The 19,582-nt window shown below is 49.6% G+C and carries 19 protein-coding genes and 7 tRNA genes; 21 read left to right on the top strand and 5 right to left on the bottom strand.

Annotated features, from left to right (window positions below; genetic code table 11):
- Nucleotides 1-67 precede the first annotated feature (67 nt).
- Both AC0YNS_RS16970 and AC0YNS_RS16965 read left to right on the top strand, forming a co-directional pair.
- Nucleotides 68-358 (top strand): MazG nucleotide pyrophosphohydrolase domain-containing protein, encoded by a 291-nt coding sequence (locus AC0YNS_RS16970; RefSeq protein ID WP_475782146.1) that lies wholly within the window; start codon nt 68-70, stop codon nt 356-358.
- Between the two features lie 94 nt (nt 359-452).
- Nucleotides 453-815, top strand: coding sequence for a hypothetical protein (locus AC0YNS_RS16965; protein ID WP_475782145.1), 363 nt, complete (start codon nt 453-455; stop codon nt 813-815).
- 109 nt (nt 816-924) lie between these two features.
- On the opposite strand, the gene AC0YNS_RS16960 is transcribed toward AC0YNS_RS16965, so the two are convergent.
- Both AC0YNS_RS16960 and AC0YNS_RS16955 read right to left on the bottom strand, forming a co-directional pair.
- Complete coding sequence (locus AC0YNS_RS16960; RefSeq protein ID WP_090984627.1) at nt 925-1,236, bottom strand: dehydrogenase; 312 nt, start codon at nt 1,234-1,236, stop codon at nt 925-927.
- Nucleotides 1,237-1,339: 103 nt separating this feature from the next.
- The gene (locus AC0YNS_RS16955; RefSeq protein ID WP_475782144.1) at nt 1,340-1,786 is read right to left on the bottom strand and encodes a cupredoxin domain-containing protein; all 447 of its coding nucleotides are present in this window, start codon (nt 1,784-1,786) and stop codon (nt 1,340-1,342) included.
- 173 nt (nt 1,787-1,959) lie between these two features.
- Between AC0YNS_RS16955 and uptA the strand changes: the two genes are divergently transcribed.
- The 4 genes from uptA to AC0YNS_RS16935 all read left to right on the top strand — a co-directional run bounded on the left by uptA (nt 1,960) and on the right by AC0YNS_RS16935 (nt 6,173).
- Complete coding sequence (gene uptA, locus AC0YNS_RS16950; protein WP_475782143.1) at nt 1,960-2,568, top strand: undecaprenyl phosphate transporter UptA; 609 nt, start codon at nt 1,960-1,962, stop codon at nt 2,566-2,568.
- An 87-nt stretch (nt 2,569-2,655) separates the two neighbouring features.
- Nucleotides 2,656-3,222 carry a thioredoxin family protein gene (locus tag AC0YNS_RS16945; protein ID WP_475782142.1) on the top strand — a complete coding sequence of 189 codons (567 nt, stop codon included), beginning with the start codon at nt 2,656-2,658 and terminating at the stop codon, nt 3,220-3,222.
- A gap of 1 nt (nt 3,223) precedes the next feature.
- A complete protein-coding gene (locus AC0YNS_RS16940) occupies nt 3,224-3,859 on the top strand; it encodes an MBL fold metallo-hydrolase (RefSeq protein ID WP_475782141.1) in 636 nt (211 codons plus the stop codon).
- Between the two features lie 70 nt (nt 3,860-3,929).
- On the top strand, nt 3,930-6,173 hold the full coding sequence (locus AC0YNS_RS16935) for a Tex family protein (protein WP_475782469.1): 2,244 nt from the start codon (nt 3,930-3,932) through the stop codon (nt 6,171-6,173).
- Nucleotides 6,174-6,274: 101 nt separating this feature from the next.
- On the opposite strand, the gene cmpA is transcribed toward AC0YNS_RS16935, so the two are convergent.
- Both cmpA and AC0YNS_RS16925 read right to left on the bottom strand, forming a co-directional pair.
- Complete coding sequence (gene cmpA, locus AC0YNS_RS16930) at nt 6,275-6,409, bottom strand: cortex morphogenetic protein CmpA (RefSeq protein WP_090984639.1); 135 nt, start codon at nt 6,407-6,409, stop codon at nt 6,275-6,277.
- A gap of 123 nt (nt 6,410-6,532) precedes the next feature.
- Complete coding sequence (locus AC0YNS_RS16925) at nt 6,533-6,886, bottom strand: hydrolase/acyltransferase (RefSeq protein ID WP_090984641.1); 354 nt, start codon at nt 6,884-6,886, stop codon at nt 6,533-6,535.
- 126 nt (nt 6,887-7,012) lie between these two features.
- Between AC0YNS_RS16925 and AC0YNS_RS16920 the strand changes: the two genes are divergently transcribed.
- The 6 genes from AC0YNS_RS16920 to AC0YNS_RS16895 all read left to right on the top strand — a co-directional run bounded on the left by AC0YNS_RS16920 (nt 7,013) and on the right by AC0YNS_RS16895 (nt 8,389).
- The gene (locus AC0YNS_RS16920; RefSeq protein ID WP_475782140.1) at nt 7,013-7,492 is read left to right on the top strand and encodes a SprT family protein; all 480 of its coding nucleotides are present in this window, start codon (nt 7,013-7,015) and stop codon (nt 7,490-7,492) included.
- A gap of 28 nt (nt 7,493-7,520) precedes the next feature.
- Nucleotides 7,521-7,596: transfer RNA gene (locus AC0YNS_RS16915), tRNA-Asn, on the top strand.
- 8 nt (nt 7,597-7,604) lie between these two features.
- Nucleotides 7,605-7,695 (top strand) — tRNA-Ser (locus tag AC0YNS_RS16910).
- A gap of 81 nt (nt 7,696-7,776) precedes the next feature.
- Nucleotides 7,777-7,851 (top strand) — tRNA-Glu (locus tag AC0YNS_RS16905).
- Between the two features lie 36 nt (nt 7,852-7,887).
- A tRNA-Leu gene (locus AC0YNS_RS16900) sits at nt 7,888-7,969 on the top strand.
- Nucleotides 7,970-8,041: 72 nt separating this feature from the next.
- Nucleotides 8,042-8,389 carry a DUF952 domain-containing protein gene (locus tag AC0YNS_RS16895; RefSeq protein WP_475782139.1) on the top strand — a complete coding sequence of 116 codons (348 nt, stop codon included), beginning with the start codon at nt 8,042-8,044 and terminating at the stop codon, nt 8,387-8,389.
- A 53-nt stretch (nt 8,390-8,442) separates the two neighbouring features.
- Here AC0YNS_RS16895 and AC0YNS_RS16890 read toward each other — a convergent pair whose 3' ends face one another.
- Complete coding sequence (locus tag AC0YNS_RS16890; protein ID WP_475782468.1) at nt 8,443-9,489, bottom strand: LLM class flavin-dependent oxidoreductase; 1,047 nt, start codon at nt 9,487-9,489, stop codon at nt 8,443-8,445.
- Nucleotides 9,490-9,757: 268 nt separating this feature from the next.
- Between AC0YNS_RS16890 and AC0YNS_RS16885 the strand changes: the two genes are divergently transcribed.
- From AC0YNS_RS16885 to pyrB, 9 genes are all read left to right on the top strand, one after another.
- Nucleotides 9,758-9,832 (top strand) — tRNA-Glu (locus AC0YNS_RS16885).
- Nucleotides 9,833-9,837: 5 nt separating this feature from the next.
- Nucleotides 9,838-9,910: transfer RNA gene (locus AC0YNS_RS16880), tRNA-Lys, on the top strand.
- Between the two features lie 39 nt (nt 9,911-9,949).
- A tRNA-Leu gene (locus AC0YNS_RS16875) sits at nt 9,950-10,031 on the top strand.
- Nucleotides 10,032-10,155: 124 nt separating this feature from the next.
- Nucleotides 10,156-10,809: an HAD family hydrolase gene (locus AC0YNS_RS16870; RefSeq protein ID WP_475782138.1), complete on the top strand. Its 654-nt coding sequence runs from the start codon at nt 10,156-10,158 to the stop codon at nt 10,807-10,809.
- A 160-nt stretch (nt 10,810-10,969) separates the two neighbouring features.
- Nucleotides 10,970-14,341, top strand: coding sequence for a GH36-type glycosyl hydrolase domain-containing protein (locus tag AC0YNS_RS16865; protein ID WP_475782137.1), 3,372 nt, complete (start codon nt 10,970-10,972; stop codon nt 14,339-14,341).
- Nucleotides 14,342-14,514: 173 nt separating this feature from the next.
- Nucleotides 14,515-14,880: a hypothetical protein gene (locus AC0YNS_RS16860; protein WP_475782136.1), complete on the top strand. Its 366-nt coding sequence runs from the start codon at nt 14,515-14,517 to the stop codon at nt 14,878-14,880.
- 152 nt (nt 14,881-15,032) lie between these two features.
- Nucleotides 15,033-17,003: a glycoside hydrolase family 127 protein gene (locus AC0YNS_RS16855; RefSeq protein ID WP_475782135.1), complete on the top strand. Its 1,971-nt coding sequence runs from the start codon at nt 15,033-15,035 to the stop codon at nt 17,001-17,003.
- Between the two features lie 159 nt (nt 17,004-17,162).
- Nucleotides 17,163-18,515: a TrkH family potassium uptake protein gene (locus AC0YNS_RS16850; RefSeq protein WP_475782134.1), complete on the top strand. Its 1,353-nt coding sequence runs from the start codon at nt 17,163-17,165 to the stop codon at nt 18,513-18,515.
- An 82-nt stretch (nt 18,516-18,597) separates the two neighbouring features.
- Nucleotides 18,598-19,518: an aspartate carbamoyltransferase gene (gene pyrB, locus AC0YNS_RS16845; protein ID WP_475782133.1), complete on the top strand. Its 921-nt coding sequence runs from the start codon at nt 18,598-18,600 to the stop codon at nt 19,516-19,518.
- The last annotated feature ends 64 nt before the right edge of the window (nt 19,519-19,582 follow it).

Below are 19,582 nucleotides of genomic sequence, written 5' to 3'. Positions count from 1 at the left end.
ATTTTCCATCTTGCTCCTTACCAATCTTCATCGTGCACAATCCCATATGTAGAAAGGAACATAGAATATGAATACAGCCGAATTTCAACAGTATGTAAAAGAATGGAGCGCGCTCCAAGGGTTCGACCAGAGCTCCATCGAGCAGAGGATGTTGTATTTAATGACCGAAGTCGGCGAGCTGGCTAAAGAAGTGCTGTCCGTCTCCTTCCATCCGGATGCGGAACGTAAAGCGAACCTGGGCCACGAGATGTATGATGTGGTTTGGAATATCTTCGATTTGGCGAATATGCTGGGTATCGATCTGGAGCAAGCCTTCAAAGAGAAGATGCAGATTAATAACACGCGCACGTGGGCTTAATCTACAAAACAGGCTCATCACCCGTGAGGATTGTCCACTCTTCCTCGTCAGGCTCGGCATAAGCTGTAAGCAACCCCCGAAAGGAGTGATGCTTATGGCAATATCACGCGTAAGACCGAAATATAATATGCCAAGCTCCGGCAAAGTCATCCGCACATCTGTGCCCAAAACGTTAAATGAAACCACGTTGACAGGACCTACGTTCAGTCGACTCTCTGTTGTTTGGGTCGCTCAGAACGGCGTTCCTTTCCTTACAACCGGCTTCTTCGCTCGTTTGTTCCGGAACAACCAAGTCGTCGCCACTGCTTTCTTCGACTCGTTCGGCGTTGTTCGCTTTAACAACATCACCACATTAACGAACGTGACTTACACGATCCGCACCTTTAATTCGAACGGTGTTCTGTTTCGTACACGTACCATTCCTTCCGGTGTTCAAACCTATGCCATCATTGGCTAAGCCGGATTTATCCATCCAACCTGCCTGCAAAACTCTCATTAACGACAACAGCAGCACGGCTCTTCAGAGAGAGCTGTGCTGCTGTTTTATGTTTCAGGGCTTGCCCCCATCATCCTCCGAAGGCATCGCGGAATGCCTTACATAGCTTAGGCTGTTCCACTTCCCATAACGCGGCGATATCGGCGCTGACATTCTCGTCAAACCAATCGGACAGCAGCTTTCGGTTGCTGGCATGCTCATGAATCCACTGCGAATGGAGAAAAACCTTTTGGACATAGAGCTTCTCGGCGAGCTCCATCTTGTCCTTGGGGATGTACACGCCAAGCCGTTTCACGGTGCGGTAAAGCTCGTTCTCGCAAGCGCGTCTGATTTTGCGTGCAGAAGGGTACTCCGAGGTGTGCTTTTGGGTGGAAGGTTTCATCGTAACCGACTCCTCTCTACCCCCTATATATGCACAAATGCACATCCTGGTCACAGTCCAGAAAGTCCGTTTCTGCCCGTAGCCAGCGGCATTTTCCCCAGTCCTACTGCACCACAATATACCCCACCATTGGCCCGCCGTTCGTTAGCGATGTATGTGTCAGACATATAATCGGATAGGTCCCGCGCTGATCGGCCGTGAAATGAACCACCGTCGTTTGCCCCTTATTCACTTCTCCTTTAACTCCAAGCTCCTGGATGACAAAAGGATGCGATTTCCCGTTAATGCCCGTAATGCGCAGCTCGACATGCTCGCCTTTATTCACGACGAGGGTGCCGGGATCGAATCGGTACACCTCCAGCTCCTTACCGTCATCTGTTTTGGTTTTGAACTCTCCGGTTACAAGCTGATAGACGCGCGACTTCTGCTGCAAGGCGCTTGCCGTTCTGGAATGGTTCCATCTTAGACTCGCGGCTGCAATGACGATGATGAGAACCAATAGGGTGAATAACCAGAGCTGTTTTCTGCTGACTACAAAAATATTCGACATGTTCGCTCACCCGGCTTTCCTACAAAAGGTACAGCTAGTCTATGCGAAAGCTCGGCCATGAATGCCTGCGGTGGAGGCGAGGTAGGGAAGTATGCTAGAATACTGGAAGAGAAGCTTCGATTCCGGCTGGAATTCGATAAGCCTCAATATAGGGAATGATAGGAGTTGACAGAGTGGCCTGGTTTCATGAAATAGTTGATTCATTGCTGCAATGGATTGAGAGTTTGGGGTATTTTGGAATTCTCATCGGCCTCATGATCGAAGTTATCCCGAGTGAAATTGTTCTGGGCTATGCAGGTTACTTGGTGCACGAAGGAAAGATTTCTTTTCTCGGTGCGGTCATATTCGGTACTATAGGCGCGGTAGCACAGCAATGGATCCTCTATGCAATCGGACGCTATGCGGGCCGACCATTCTTCGAGAAGTACGGCAAATTTATCAAAATCAAACCGAAGCATATCGACATCGCCGAACAGTGGTTTCTTCGTTATGGGTCAGGCATCGTATTTACGGCACGTTTTGTTCCGGTTATGCGTCAGGTAATTTCCATTCCTGCGGGGATGGCGCGGATGTCCTTCATGAGGTTTACGGTGCTCACTGCATTGGCTTCCATTCCATGGGCCATTCTCTTCGTGTACTTGGGCCGCTCGCTAGGGGCGAATTGGCACAATATCGATGAGAAAGCGGCACCGTACGTACAGCCAGCGATCCTCATTGCGCTTGCTCTGCTGATCGTGTATGTACTGTTTAAAGTGATGAAACGTAAAGGCAAGTCTATTTAGGACGAGTCGGATCGTGGTTTGTGCGCAGGCAGAAACATTTGATACAATATAGTTTAGGAATTAGATTCCAAGAGGAGGCATTTTCTCATGGCCAAGAATGTAGCAAGCAAGTTAAATAAAGGCATTAGTCCTCAGCAATTTCTAGACTCCATGACCAAGAATAAAGAAGCGTTTCAGGATTGGGGAACCCGCTTTGAATGGGCGAGCGAGGATGATCGCGAGTTCTTCGAATCGATCAACAACCGCGACGATCTGCGCTGCTTGATCCTAATGGCTGAGTGGTGCGGCGATGTTGTTCGCAATGTACCGGTTATTTTCAAAGCGATGGAACTGACAGGCATGCCGATAGACGTCCTCGTTATGGAAGAGCATTTGGAAACAATGGATGAGTTTCTGACCATGGGCGGACGCGGAATTCCGATCGTCATTCTTGCAGACACCGGCGGCCATGTGCTTGGCCAATGGGGCCCTCGTTCTGCCTATGTGCAGGAGCCGATGACAGCTTTCAAACTGGCGAACCCGGACCGTGAAGCTGCCGATTACCAAGCGAACATCGCCCTCGCGCGTCAAGAAGTGGGCCGCCGATATGGTGAAGGTACGGCGTATCAGCAAGACATCATTAAAGAGCTGCGCACGCTGCTAGCTTCGGTCTAATATGTTCAAGATTGAGACATTTACACTGGGTCCTCTGCAAACGAACTGTTACCTTCTCACCGAGGAAACCGGTAAGCGCGCTTTCGTCATTGATCCCGGCATGGGACCAAAGCGACTCATAGAGCGAATCCGCGAGCGCGGGCTTATTATTGAAGCAATTGTCCTGACGCATGCGCATTTTGACCATATGGCAGGTGTTGACGAGCTGCGCCGTGCATTCAGCTGCCCGGTTTATCTCCATGATGCCGAAGCCGATTGGCTGACGGATGCCAAGAAGAATGGCTCTGCCCGCTGGGCGGATGTGACGGAGCCCCTCACCACGGAGCCTGCTGAATTTGGGCTGTCCGAAGGGCAGAAGCTGGTGCTGATCGGACATGCCTTCAGCATCCTGCACACGCCGGGACATTCTCCGGGCAGTGTCAGCCTGCTGTGCGGCGAGCATCTGATTAGCGGCGATGTTCTCTTCAAGCAGTCCGTCGGTCGCAGCGACTTGCCGGGCGGTAAGGAACGCGATTTGTACGATTCTATTCGTTTGAAATTATACAAGCTGGACCCTGCAGTTCGGGTATATCCGGGACATGGTCCGCAGACGACAATTGGTTATGAAATGGCAAACAACCCTTTTGTGCCGGCTTAACAGCTGGCCTTAAGGGTTCTATTCCGTTACTTGATGGAGGAATTGAAGCGTGGCTGAAACGAAACAGAAGTTGAAGGATGAAGAACTTGAGGGAGGCACCACTGGTAAGATTGATTTGTCCCCTGAAGAGAAAGCAGCCGAACAGGAGCGTATCGTCAAACGTGTCTCCGCGGAGCTGAACTTGCCGCTTGGTAAGGTGAAATCAGCGGTATCGCTGCTTGATGAGGGCAATACGATTCCATTTATTGCGAGATATCGCAAGGAAATGACAGGCGAGCTGGATGAGAATGAGCTGCGTGGCATCGAAGAGAAGCTTCAATACATGCGTAACCTGGAGAGCCGCAAGCGTGAAGTCATTCGACTGATCGAGGAGCAGGGCAAGCTGACGGAAGAGCTTCGGGGCTCCATTATTGCTTCAGTGAAGCTGCAGGAGATCGAAGATCTGTACCGCCCCTACCGCCAGAAGAGAAAAACCCGTGCGAGCGTAGCGAAGGAGCGCGGCTTGGAGCCGCTGGCGCAGTGGCTGCTGTCACAGCCGCGTCAAGCGGATCCTGCACGCGAGGCTGCACGTTACATAGACGAAGGAAAAGGCGTTCCAACAGCCGAAGACGCGCTTCAAGGCGCAATGGACATCATTGCCGAGCAGTTTGCTGATGATGCGAAGATTCGCACATGGGTGCGCCGTTATACGTTCGATCAAGGTATCATGCGCACCGAAGCAAAGGATGCCAAGCAGGAGACGGTGTACGAGATGTATTATGCGTATCAAGAGCCGCTGAAGAAGCTGCCGCCGCATCGTACGCTTGCCATCAACCGCGCAGAACGTGAAGAAGTGCTTCGGGTTACCTTAGATCTACAGTCGGATAAAATTCATGACTATATCGATCGCCAAACGATTCGTCCGCAGACAGCGCCATCTATCCGTACGATCCTGCTGCAAACGATAGAGGATGCCTATAAGCGATTAATCGCTCCTTCCATCGAGCGTGAAGTGCGCGGCGAATTGACGGAGAAAGCGGAAGAGCATGCCATCAGCATCTTCTCGACAAACCTACGCAATCTGCTGCTTCAACCGCCGGTTCGCGGCAATGTCGTGCTTGGCGTTGACCCGGCCTTCCGGACAGGCTGTAAGCTCGCTGTCATTGATGAAACGGGCAAGCTGCTTGAAGTCGCGGTATCCTATCCGACGGCGCCTCACAATAAAGTAGTCGAGGCTGAGAAGCTTATTGGCGGGCTAATCGACCAATATAATGTCGAGCTGATTGTAATCGGCAATGGTACGGCTTCACGGGAAACGGAGCAATTCATTGCGGAGCTCATAGGCAAACGCAAGAAAGCGAAGCTCCCCGGAGCAGATGCACTTAAATATATTATCGTCAATGAAGCAGGAGCGAGTGTCTACTCGGCGTCCAAGCTAGCTGCAGAGGAATTCCCGAAGCTGGATGTTGCCGAGCGTAGCGCGGTTTCGATTGCGCGTCGTTTGCAGGATCCGCTGGCTGAGCTTGTGAAGATCGAGCCCAAAGCGATCGGTGTTGGCCAGTACCAGCATGATGTCAGCCAGAAGCGGTTGGAAGAGACGCTTGGCGGCGTCGTGGAGTCTGCGGTTAACCACGTCGGCGTTGATGTGAATACGGCATCTCCATCGCTGCTATCCTACGTAGCTGGGATCAATGCGACAACGGCGAAGAACATCGTGAAGTACCGCGAAGAGAAAGGTAAGTTCAGCGATCGCAAGACACTGCAGAGCGTGCCAAGACTCGGGGCCAAAACCTACGAGCAGTGTATCGGCTTTATTCGAATTCCGGAGAGCCCCAACCCGCTTGATCGTACGCCGATTCATCCGGAATCGTATGCCGTCGTCGATAAGCTTTGTACAACGATAGGCTTGAAGCTGAATCAGTTAGGAACAGAGACGTTTAAAGCGGCCATCTCCGCGATTAACACGGAAGAAGTCGCTCTAACACTTGGCGTTGGCGTTCCGACGCTGAGAGATATCGTGGACAGCTTGCTGCGCCCGGGCAGAGATCCGCGTGAAGAGCTTCCTGCTCCGATTTTCCATACGGATGTGCTTAGCATTGAGGATCTGGCGCCGGGTATGGAGCTTCACGGTACGGTCCGCAATGTTATCGATTTCGGTGCGTTCGTTGATATCGGCATTAAGAATGACGGGCTCGTCCATATTTCGCAGCTGAGCAACAAATTCGTGAAACATCCCATGGATGTTGTCTCCGTCGGGGATACCGTTACGGTCTGGGTGCTTAGCGTCGATCTTAAGAAGGGCAGAGTCAGCCTGACGATGCGCAAACCGGATTAAGCAGTACTCCACTTCAAGGCACGGCAAAAAGGGTGTTATCTTCGAGCAGTCACGACACAAGCGTCACTGCAAAGAGATAGCACCCTTTTTCTACAAATCGCTTACAAGCTTGCAGAATCTTCATCAGGCCGTTGACTCGTACGGTAGAAATACCAGCAATCGTTCAATAGACGAATTTGCCTGTGGTCTTTCTTCAGAAAAGCGCGCATCAGTTGATTGCACAGCCATTGCGGCATAGCTTCGCCCTCCTTCCAGACATCACTTGTTGTACTAATAAGTGTATGGAAGTGGGCGAATGTCCGTGCAGGTCCAACTAGCGCGAATGTTCAAGATTTTGCAAAAACAGGCGAAGCGGAAGCTTAAATGTCGAGTTCTTCCTCGTACCACTGCTCTAATTGTGCCTGCAAAGCGCGAATTTCAGTGAGCAGCGAGATCAGCGGATAGGATTTCTCTTCAACGGACGAGAAGTCTTTCTCCAGCTGATTCATGTAATCAAGCCCGGAATGGATGACGATGGATTTGTCATGAAGCTCTGCATCAGCGCATTCTGCAATCGCGTACGGCAGTACCGGCACTTCGGAAGCGGTCAGCTTGTCGATTTCTTTATGCAGGCGCAAATTAAGCGCGCTTAATTGATACGCATGTGAGGCAGGCATTTCTACGAACGAAACATCTTGTCCGTTTTTCATTATGATATAACGCATTTCTGGCATGATAGCTTCTCCCCTCTATAAACCAATCATCATAGCTGATATTGATCTTTACTACTTGACAGTGTAGCGTATTCATCCTTTAAAATTCAAGTATATTGAGGTTACAAATTCAAGGGAGTACATCAAATGCAGGATAATCAGCTACAAGAATGGGTCGAACGGGTTTCTCTGCACGATTTCGGAATTCCTTTCAGGCACCAGGCAACCTTCAACGGAAGATTGAAGTCTACGGGAGGGCGCTATTTTACGAAGTCGCACAATATCGAGATCAGCCCTCATCAACTGGCCAATTATGGGGAAGAGGAAACCGAGAAAATCATCAAGCATGAGCTATGCCATTATCATTTGCATATATTGAAGCGGGGATACCAGCACCGGGATGCGGATTTCAAGCAGCTGCTCGCCAAAGTAGGCGGGACGCGATTCTGCAAATCTCTGCCTGAAGGGGTAAAACGCAAGCAGGAACCCTATCGATTTAAGCTTGTTTGTCGCAGCTGCGGGACCGAGTATTTGCGCAAAAGAAAGACCGATCCGCGCCGCTATGCATGCGGAAAATGCCGGGGGATTTTGTTGCTTTATAGGCTTGACTTCGATTCTCAGACATGATACATTATTTCTTGTCACTCATTACTATTCCCTGATAGCTCAGTTGGTAGAGCACTCGACTGTTAATCGAGTTGTCACAGGTTCGAGTCCTGTTCGGGGAGCCATTTCTTTTGGGGAGATACCCAAGTGGCTCAAGGGGACCCTCTGCTAAGGGGTTAGACTGCGCAAGCGGTGCGAGGGTTCGAATCCCTCTCTCTCCGCCATTTCCTATGAATGAACGCACTTATTTAGTGGACATTCAATTCTCCGATCTCGTTAGCAGCGAGAGGGAGCTTGCAACAAAAGGCCCGTTGGTCAAGTGGTTAAGACACCTCCCTTTCACGGAGGTAACAGGGGTTCGAGTCCCCTACGGGTCACCATCTTCATTCTCGATATGGACAATTACATATCACTTCGCGGTCGTGGTGGAACGGCAGACACACCATCTTGAGGGGGTGGCGCTCACAAGGCGTGAGGGTTCAAATCCCTCCGACCGCATTCCCTAGAAGAACCCTTGATTATTCAAGGGTTCTTCTTCTGTTTAGATAATGAAATGAAGGAGAGTTCGGGATGATTTATCATTTTATACATAAGCATGAGTGGATTGCAGCAAGCGAACAACCTAAATATGAACCGCAAAGTATCGCTGCCGATGGTTTCATACACTGCTGCACGCGGGAACAAATTAATCTGCTCGCCAATATGCTGTTTCAAGATGTTGATGATTTGCTTCTGCTTGAGATTGATGAAACGGCAGCTGAAGCCGAGCTTATATATGAAGACTTGTATGAAATGAACCAACTATTCCCGCATCTGTATGGAGCTTTGAATCTGGATGCCGTCACGACTATATCCCATGTGCATTCTATTGCAGATGGCGAGGTCGTATTAGAACCTTATCGCATCATGGAAGAATAAAGAGCGTGCTCATTCTCGCAGAAGTCACTTGCGAGAAGAGGCACGCTCTTCTTTTATCCTTCCAGTCGAGCAAGTTCCTTGCGCACGATTGGCGCTACCTTGGTGCCAAGCAGCTCAATGGCGCGAAGTGTTTCATGATGAGGCATTGTGCCGACGTTCACATGAAGGAAGAAACGCGTCACGCCTAAGTTCTTGCGCAGTAGAATGATTTTCTCTGCGACATATTCGGGATCGCCTACATAGAGAGCGCCGCGCAGGCTGCGAGCTGCATCGAAAGTGGCGCGGCTGTAAGGCTGGGTCCAACCACGCTCGCGCCCAATGACGTTCATTTGGGCTTGGGTTGGGAGGAAGAAGGCATCAGCAGCTTGTTCCGTTGTATCGCTGACGAAGCCATGCGAATGTGTCGCGATTTGCAAGGTTGCCGGATCATGACCCGCGCGAGCTGCTGCTTCTTTGTAGAGTTTGACTAATGGAGCGAAGCTCTCAGGCATGCCGCCGATAATCGCAAACGCAATTGGCAGTCCGAGCATACCGGCTCTGACCGCGGATTCCGGATTTCCGCCGCTCGCAATCCATACCGGAAGCGGTTGCTGGACCGAGCGTGGATAGACGCCGAGATTTTGAAAGGCCGGGCGATGGCCGCCGCGCCAGCTGACTTTCTCTGAGTCGCGAATTGCGAGCAGCAGCTCCAGCTTCTCTTCAAACAATTCATCATAATCGTGCAGATCATAACCGAAGAGCGGGAAGGACTCTATAAACGAACCACGGCCGGCCATAATTTCCGCACGCCCGTTCGAAATGCCGTCTAGGGTTGAGAAGGATTGATAGACACGGACCGGATCATCCGAGGACAGAACGGTCACCGCGCTTGTGAGTCGAATGCGTTTCGTCATAGCAGCTGCAGCAGCAAGTACAATAGCTGGCGCGGAGCCGGCATAATCCGAGCGATGATGCTCCCCGACTCCATAGACATCAAGTCCTACCTGATCGGCGAGAACGATTTCTTCAACCGCATGCCGCAATCTCTCCGCATGGTTAACGGCTTTACCGGTTGTAAGATCATTGGTTGCTTCTAAGAAAGTGCTAATTCCGATTTCCATATTCGCAGTAGTGCTAGTGGTGGTCAATTTGTTTCTCCTCCTTATTACTACTAGTGTACTCAGATCTGCGGAAGAAAAACAAGCTAATATGGAATAGTTAGTAGGTTTTTAGGGGAACGTATCGATGTGCGAAGCGCTGTATTATTATGGGTATAAATGTAAAATATAAGTTGTGAAATGAATTGAAAAAAATGCTTGCTATTGCTTTATGGTTTAGATATAATAACACTTGTCGTTTGAAAAGCTTGTCGAAAAACGATGAAGATTAGGCCCGTTGGTCAAGTGGTTAAGACACCTCCCTTTCACGGAGGTAACAGGGGTTCGAGTCCCCTACGGGTCACCATTTATGAGCCATTAGCTCAGTTGGTAGAGCACCTGACTTTTAATCAGGGTGTCGTAGGTTCGAGTCCTACATGGCTCACTTTTACCTCATTCGATATGGATAATCACATATCACTTCGCGGTCGTGGTGGAACGGCAGACACACCATCTTGAGGGGGTGGCGCTCACAAGGCGTGAGGGTTCAAATCCCTCCGACCGCATACCTCAGAAAAACCTGAAATTCCTTGATTCATAAGGGACTTCAGGTTTTTTGCCGTTTAGGCATCATCTGAATCTGATATGATGGATAGGATTCCCTTTATCTAACAAGGAGGAGTTCTCGTTATGTCCATTCAAGCGGTCTTATTTGATTTTGATGGAACGCTCGCCGACACATTGCCATTATCGTTTAGTGCCTTTAGAACCGTGTTTAAACAGCATGATCATCGAGAGGTTACAAACGATGAGCTTGTTACCATGTTCGGTCCGACAGAGGAAGGCATTATAGGTGAGAACTTCACAAATAAAGCTTCAGTCTTACAGGCTATTGAGGATTATTACACGTTATATGAGAAGGGTCATGATCATAACTTTCCTAATGAACAGGAACTGGTAGATTTACTTCATTTTCTGAAGGAGCAAGGTGTGAAAATTGGCGTCATCACCGGGAAAAGCAGACGTGCATTTGCGATTTCATCCGAGGCGTTACAATTACAACGATTTTTTGATGTCACGATTACAGGCGATGACGTCAACAAACCGAAACCGGACCCTGAGGGTATACATAAAGCGCTGCACATATTGGCTGTAGATAAATCGAGTGCCATATTTTTCGGGGATAGTAATGCAGACATTCTCGCCGGTAAGGCAGCCGGGCTTCGTACGTATGGCGTACGTTGGTTATCTGCGTACCAAAGCTCGGTTTATGATATATTACCGGATGGCGTGTTTAATCGTGTGGCACAATTTTATGAGCTGCTTGAGAACGAGGATAAATGAAGAACGAATAGAACAGGCAAAGGGGAAGTGACTTTTCGTCGTCACTTCCCCTTTTTTTGTAAATTCCATCATGCGAGAATGGTGCCGAACATGGTATTATAGAATTGGTGATACGTTTCACCAAAACAAACGAATAAAATGGAAATGAGAGTGGACTAACGTGAACAACTCAGTCGAAACGAGCAAATCCCTTTCCAGAATCTCATTAAGCGGGGGAGGCCTGCAGTTTACTTTTTTGAACAGCGGAGACTTGTATCAGGCCTCTCACGGGGATGTACTGATCAATCAAGTACTCTCCAATGCCATCGACGGATCGTTTAACAAAGTGTATCTAAGACTATTCGCCGAAGATGGGACGATTGCGGAAGTTCTTCCGCTGTTAGGCGTCCAATCTCAAAGCCGCTTTGCGTATTCCGAGCATGCTGCCGTGTGGGAGGGCTCTGCGAAGGGCGTTTCCTACAAGGTCATTTTCCGGTTATCGGATCGCGGCATCTGGTTCTGGGATATTGCCTTAACCGGTGACGGCATTCAAGCGGATGTTGTATATGGACAAGATATCGGCATTGCCAATCGAGGCGCTGTTCGATCTAATGAAGCTTATGTATCGCAGTATATCGGTCATTCGGTATTTGAAGACACGAGCAAAGGCTTCGTCATTTGCTCCAGACAGAACCAACCCCAGCAAGGGAAATTCCCGTATTTGCAGCAGGGGGCGCTGACAGGCGCAATCGGCTACTCCACAGATGGATTCCAGCTGTTCGGATTGTCGTACAAAGAAACCAATGAGGCAGCAGGCCTTAAGCAGGCATCATTAGCGAACCAGGTCTACCAATATGAGTTTGCTTATGCGGCACTGCAATCGGAACGGATACAACTGGATGGCTCAGCACGCGTCGTATTCTATGGCCTATATAAGGACAATCATGCCGATGCAGTTGCTGCGCTTGAATTTGGTGATGAGATTGTGGAAGCTTGGGCATGGGCAGATTCACAGTCGCCGCTGGACGCTGTTCAAGAGGTAGAGAAGGTTTCGCTTCATTCGACTGTCGGACATCCGCTTCAGTCAGCATCACTGACCGAAGCCGAGATTGAGCAGCGTTACCCATCGCGTCAACAGGAAGAGTGGGATGGAGAGACATTGTTGTCCTTCTTTACGCCTACGCACGAGCATGTTGTCCTTAAGGACAAAGAGCTTCGCGTAGAACGTCCGCATGGCCATATTATGATGACAGGCAATAACGATCGGATGAACGAGCAGGTTCTGGCAACGACCTCATTCATGTACGGTATCTTCAATTCGCATATTGTAGTAGGCAACACGTCGTTTAACAAAATGATGTCCAATGCGCGCAACGCGCTCAATATGATGAAGACATCCGGTCAACGCATCTATGTCGAGCTCGAAGGAAGCTATCGTTTGCTGGCACTGCCATCCGCCTACGAGATTGGATTCAACTATGCCAAGTGGGTTTATAAATTGCCGGAGGATCAGCTCGTCGTGTCGAGCTTTACGACTCTGGATACGCCAGAGGTGCAGCTGCAGGTCGTTTCCGAAAACGGCAAATCGTATCGTTATTTGGTAACGAACCAGGTAACGATGGATAATAACGAATACGAAGTGCCGTTCCGCATGGAGCAAGAAGGCGATGTTGTTACATTCCGCGCGGATGATCGTTCATACAGCCGCTCCGTTTATCCGGATCTATGCTACCGCATGAAGCTCGCAGGCGCTTCGATGAGCATCGGCGATGAAAGACTGCTGGCGGAGCATGTCCAGCCCGGCGATGCTTCATTAGTTGTGTTAAGCGTTGCAGCAGCCGCTAATTGGAGCTTAACGATTCAGGGACTTTTGAACGGGGAAGAGCTGCCTTTTGTTACACGCAATTCAGAAGAGGAAGCAGCTCGTTACCGTGATTTCTACTATAGAGTGATGAATGGCTTTGAACTTTCCTTAGATGGAGCCGTATCGGATGAGCTGGAGAAGGTGAACACGCTCGCTTGGTGGTATACCCACAACATGCTCGTTCATTTCTCTACACCGCATGGTCTTGAACAATATGGCGGGGCTGCTTGGGGCTCGCGTGACGTCTGTCAGGGGCCGGTTGAATATTTCATGGCCACACAGAAGTATGATGTTGTTCGTACGATCCTGCAGACTGTATTCGCGCATCAATATGAGGATACAGGCAACTGGCCGCAGTGGTTTATGTATGACAAGTACATCAAGGTGCAATCAGAGGAAAGCCACGGAGACATTATTGTATGGCCGCTGAAGGTCATCGGCGATTATTTGAATGTCACCAAAGACTACAGCATTCTGGAAGAACAGATTCCGTATACGGATCGGCATACGTTTGCGTTTACGGAGCAGACGGATTCGCTGCTCGGGCATGTGCTCAAAGAAATCGATTATATTAAAGCGCATTTCCTGCATGGCACGAATTTGTCCTCCTACGGTGACGGTGATTGGGACGATACGCTGCAGCCGGCTAACGCGCAGCTCAAGAAGTATCTGGTCAGCAGCTGGACCGTATCCTTGACCTATCAAGTAATGAAGCAGTTAGCTGCTGCACTTGCTGATTACAACAAGGACTTGTCAGATGAGCTTAGTGTACTGGCTGCGGGCATTCAAGCCGACTTCAACCGATATATGCTGCCAACCGGCACAATTCCGGGCTTCTTATACATGGAGAATCCGGAACAGGTGAAGCTGATGATTCACCCGGATGAGAACGAGACAGGCATCCAGTATCGTCTGCTGCCGATGACCAGAAGTATGATCGGCGAGCTGCTCACCAAAGAGCAAGCCGATGCTCATTACGACATCATTAAGGAAAAGTTGTATTTCCCGGATGGCGTTCGCCTTATGAACAAACCGGCTGCCTATAACGGAGGCGTTAGCACGCGCTTCAAGCGTGCAGAGCAAGCGTCCAACTTCGGACGGGAAATCGGCTTGCAATATGTGCATGCGCATATCCGGTTTGTCGAAGCGATGGCCAAGCTTGGATTCAGAGATGAAGCATGGAAAGGGCTGCAGATGATTAATCCGGTTGGGTTGCGCGATGTCGTGCCAAATGCTGACATTCGTCAAAGCAATGCCTACTTCAGCAGCTCCGACGGAAAATTTGGCGACCGTTATGAGGCACAGGAGCGATTCGATGAGTTAAGACAAGGCAAGGTTCAAGTGAAGGGCGGATGGAGAGTGTACTCCAGCGGCCCTGGAATCTACATGAATCAGCTCATCTCAAACTGTCTGGGCATTCGCCAAGAAGGCGGCGATCTTGTCATTGACCCTGTGCTGCCGAAACATCTGAACGGTTTGCAGTTTGAGTTCCGTTTGCTGGATCAGCCGATCCGTTTCGTCTATCATCTGGATGGCGGCAGTGCTGAGCGCCGAGTAACCCTTAACGGAGTGGAGGCTTCATTGCAGCCGACAGCGAACCGTTACCGTCAGGGCGGCGTACGGATTAACCGTGAGACGCTTCTTGCCGGATTACGAACAGATCAGAATGTAATCGAAATTTATATGTAACACACAACGCGCATCGATAGTGTATCGATGCGCTTTTTTGTATACTGGTTGGAGACAAGTTGTATTAAAATAGTACCAACATCCTAAATTTTGTGATATATATGGTATTGAGGTAGTTCATATGGAATAGTGTGGAAGACCTACCATAATAGATACGATACGAGGGATACGTAATGAAGGAAGATCTGCCCATCGGCAGCAAAATCTTTATTCAGCAGGATGCTGCATCAATAGTTATGAATGAGGCACTAATTGATTATTATCTGGATACACGCAACTTTAAAGCAATAGCGGAGCTGCAGCAGCGTAAGTCCCAGGCTTGCAGCATTTGTTGGGTTAGAGCGAAGGTTTGTGACGGCGGAGCGTATTATATCCCTGAACAGGTGATGGAGCAGATCCAGTTCAGGATTAACGAAACAGCAGCTTCCGGCACGGTTTATATTGCAGATCCGATTTATTTCATTGAGCAGATGCGAGAGCAGCTTGTAACGGAGTACCTGAATTGTGAGGGAAACTTGTACTACTATAGTACAGTCTAGTGAAGACAGCCATCGAATCGTTTCGAAGGCTGTCTTCTTTTGGTTCAATTAAATTTGATTTTGTAGAAGGTGTTAATCTATTCCATGTCGAAGAATCAGGGGAGGTTCGACCACCACATACGACATGGAGTCAGAGGAGATTAGAGTCTACAATGAGCAAATTAACACAAGTGAATTGGAAAGAAATATCACTGGGTGAAGGCTTCTGGGGCAAATGGCAGCATACCAATGCCCGCGCTACCGTAAATGCAATTTATGACCGGTTCAACGAAACAGGCCGAATTGATGCGATGCGTCTGTCCTGGAAAGAAGGCATGGACAATAAGCCGCATATTTTCTGGGACTCCGATGTTGCGAAATGGATGGAAGGCGCAGCTTATATTTTGTATTACCATCCGGATGAAGAAATTAGCAAGAAACTGGAAACGGTTATTGATTATATTGAACAGGGCCAAGATGTGGATGGTTATTTCAATTCGTATTTTTTGACATGTGAACCGGTGAATCGTTTCAAAGACCGCACTGCGCATGAGCTCTATACGGCAGGTCATATGATGGAAGCCGCAGTGGCTCACTTTTATTCCACGGGTAGTAAGCGCTTTCTGAATATCATGACACGTTTTGCCGATTGTATTGAAACCGCGTTCAAGCTGGAAGGCACTGCAAACTATTCAGCTCCGGGTCACCAGGAGATTGAGCTGGCGCTTGTTCGATTGTGGCAGGCTACCGGAGAAGATCGTTATTTGGAGCTCTCCAAACATTTTATCGATATCCGCGGTACGGAAGCGCGTGATCGCATTTTCTCCGTGAGAAACGGAACTTGGCCGGCTAGTCCGCCGCTTAACAGCCAGTTATTGTACAACGATACGTATGCGCAGGATGATGCGCCGGCGCGCCAGCTGCCAGCTGCTGCAGGTCATGCCGTGAGAGCGATGTATTTCTACTCCTCGATGGCTGATATCTCCCGAGAGTACGATGACAAGGAATTGTATGAGGCTTGCTTACGTCTATGGGACGATGCAACGCTGCGGAAGATGTACGTAACAGGCGGGGTAAGCGCAGAACGGTTCGGCGAAGCAATCGGAGCGGCTTACATGCTGCCTAACCAGAGCTCGTATGCGGAGACTTGCGCTTCGATCGCCATGGCATTCTTCGCGCAACGGATGTTCTCCATTGAGCCGGATACGCGTTATGCAGATATTATTGAGCGTCAGATGTATAACGGTGCTCTGGCTGGTCTGTCGCTTGATGGGACCGGGTTCTTCTACGATAATGCATTGCAGTCTGTGCCTGCTCATAATGATTTCTTGAAAGGCGTCCATGATACTCGGAATCTGTTCCCTAACTATCGACGTGAGCGTGTATTTGAATGCTCCTGCTGCCCGCCGAACATTCTGAGGTTCATTGCGGCAATTGGCGAGTACGTCTATGCTACGGAGCAAGATACGTTGTATATCAGCCAATATGTGCAGAGCAAAGCGAATATTAAGCTGGCTTCGGGGTCGATGCAAGTAGAGCAGGTAACGAATTATCCGTGGACCGAAACGGTAACCGTTCAAGTAGGCGGAGAGCTTGTCGAAGGTGCAGCTCTTGCATTCCGTATGCCGGGCTGGTGCACGAATCCAACGGTTGAGATTGACGGTACTGAGGTGTTTGACGGCAACACAATCACTGACGGTCTCGTATTGAAAAATGGTTATCTGCATATCCCGATGAGCTTGATTACAAAGGGGACGGTTTCGCTCCGCTTCCCAATGCCGGTCGTTGAAATTGAATCCAACCCGCTTGTGTCCGAGAGCAGCGGGAAAGTCGCACTCATGCGCGGACCTGTCGTGTACTGCTTAGAAGCTATTGACAATCCGTTTGCCATCTTCGATATGACGATTCTTCGTCAGCCAGAGTACAGCAATTCTACCAGTGACATCAATGGAGTTCCGATGGTCATGCTTCATGGCAAGGCTGCGGTACGGTCCACAGACGATTGGAATCAATTGCTGTATCGTCCAAGCGGCTCCCGTTACACGAACGTGACGTTTACGGCGGTTCCATATTTTGCATGGGCTAACCGCGAGCCGGGCGAAATGGCCGTGTGGCTTCAGAAGGAATCCAACTTATCCGGGTAAACGATCCATACTGCGTGCCAAGCTGCCCTTTCGTGGGGCAGCTTTTTTGGGTATGAATGATCCGAGTGCCAGGCAGGAAGTTGTATCCAAAAACAATGTCGATTAAACTAGAAGAGTCGCTATTATATCAGGTTTACTTAAGGAGTCATGTTCTTACTTATGCTCAGAAAATTAATCCGCAAAATGTCGCCGGCGAGGCTGATCGTTTCTGTTTATGTGTTAGGAATCCTGTTCATTACGCTGCTGCTCATGCTGCCGGTCAGCTGGAAGCCTGGCGTGCGCTTGTCATTCATTGACGCTTTATTCACCGCTGCCAGCGCAGTGAGCGTTACTGGACTTACAACGGTCAGCACTGGCGATTCCTTCAGCGTCTTCGGCGCGGCCGTTCTTATCTTTGCCTTCCAATTTGGAGGGATCGGCATCATGACGCTCGGCAGCTTCTACTGGTTCTTACTCGGGGAGAATATCGGTCTGCTGGAGCGAAAGCTCATTATGATTGATCAGAACCGGAATCAGTTGTCCGGACTCGTATCGTTGATGAGGCTTGTCTTGCTGCTCACGCTTGCGATCGAGCTGCTTGGAACTCTCCTGTTCAGCGTGTATTTCTATACGACCGGCTATTCGGATACAATATGGGGCGCTATATTCAATGGGTTGTTCCACGCCGTTTCCGCTTTTACGAATGCGGGCTTTGACTTGTTTGGGGATTCGCTCATTCGTTACTCGGACGATTACTTTGTACAAAGCGTAACGATGATATTAATAGTGCTTGGCGCAGTTGGATTTCCCGTTCTTGCCGAACTGACCGAATGGGCTAGGAAGAAACAGAAACGGTTTCGGTTTTCCTTATTCACGAAGGTTACGATGGTCACCCACGTCGTGCTTATTCTGCTCGGCTTCGTTGTGATTTGGCTCACGGAAGCGGGCCATTCGTTCGCGAATATGCCCATCCATCAGCAGCTGATGAATGCGTTGTTCACTTCCATTACGTCGCGCAGCGCAGGTCTTACAATCATCGATATGTCTTCGCTGCATCAGGCGTCACAGCTGCTCATCTCGGTATTGATGTTCATCGGGGCAAGCCCGTCAAGCGTTGGCGGAGGTATCCGAACGACGACGATTGCCGTTATTGTTATCGTGATGATCAACTTTGCCAAAGGCGAGAAGGAAATTCGGCTGTTCAACCGCTCGATTAGCAAGGATGACGTCTATAAGAGCTTTGTCTTCTTATCAATGTCCGTGCTGCTCGTCATTATAGGCATATTCGCCGTCCTCATGGCGGAAGCGCATCGTTATGATCTCTCTGCCGTGCTGTTCGAGGTCACTTCCGCATTCGGGACATGCGGGCTGTCGACGGGCATTACGGGGTCACTTCATGTTTCAGGCAAAATCACCCTCATTCTACTCATGTTCATCGGTCGAATCGGGATGTTCCTGTTCTTCTCGTTGTTCACTTCCGGGAAGAAGAAACCGGATATTAAGTACCCTGAAGAGAAGCTGATTATCGGATAACTTATCATCGGGATGGTTTGAATGTACGGGTAGGACTAGCTTATAATCGAATGGACAACGCGCGAAAAGGGGATGGCGAAGTATGAGTGGATTGTATCATGTACTCGGAGCGAAGCAATTCGATCGAGGAGAGCTGGATGAGCTGTTCGAATCCGCGAAAGGGATGGAGCTGGTAGCGAAGGAAGGCGGCAATCAGCGTTTCCCGAACAAAATAATGAGCACGCTCTTCTTCGAGGCGAGCACACGGACCCGCTTCTCCTTCGAATCGGCCATGCACCGACTGGGCGGCCGCGTAATCGGTACGGAGAATGCGAGCCAATTCTCGTCCACGATTAAAGGTGAAACACTTGAGGATACGATCCGCATCATTTCGGGTTACAGCGATCTCATCGTGATGCGCCATACGGATATCGGAGCTGCGAAGCGCGCTGCCGCGGTTTCCAATGTACCGGTCATCAATGCGGGCGATGGATCCGGCGAACATCCCACGCAGGCACTTCTTGATTTGTATACGATTCAGAAGGAATTCGGCGGGATCGACGGGCTGCATATCGCGATGATCGGCGACCTCACTTATGGTCGAACCGTGCATTCCTTGAGCTACCTGCTGGCGAATTACAAGGATGTGCATCTGTCCTTTATCTCGCCGGATAATGTACGAATTCCTTCCTATGTCAAACAGTACTTGGACGAGAAAGGCATATCCTACGAGGAAACAACGGATCTGTCCGGTATTGCCAGTACGGCGGATGTGTTCTACCAGACGCGGATTCAGAAGGAGCGGTTCCCTTCGCCGGAGGAGTACAGCAAGGCGGAAGGCAAATATATTATCGACCGCAAGCTGCTAGATGAGATGAAGGCGAATGCAATGATTCTTCATCCGCTGCCGCGTGCCGGAGAAATTCATCCGGAAGTGGACAGTGATCCGCGGGCGGCTTATTTCAGACAAGCTCAGAACGGATTGTATATTCGGATGGCGCTTGTGGAGAAATGTTTTAGTTAACTATTAAAAAAGGCTGTATCCGGCAAAGAGGCGCAGAGCGCACTTTCCGAATACAGCCTTTTAT

This window comes from Paenibacillus sp. J22FR21 (assembly GCF_056269135.1).
Note: the sequence above shows the minus strand (reverse complement) of the source record. Positions and strands in the feature narration are given on the sequence as shown.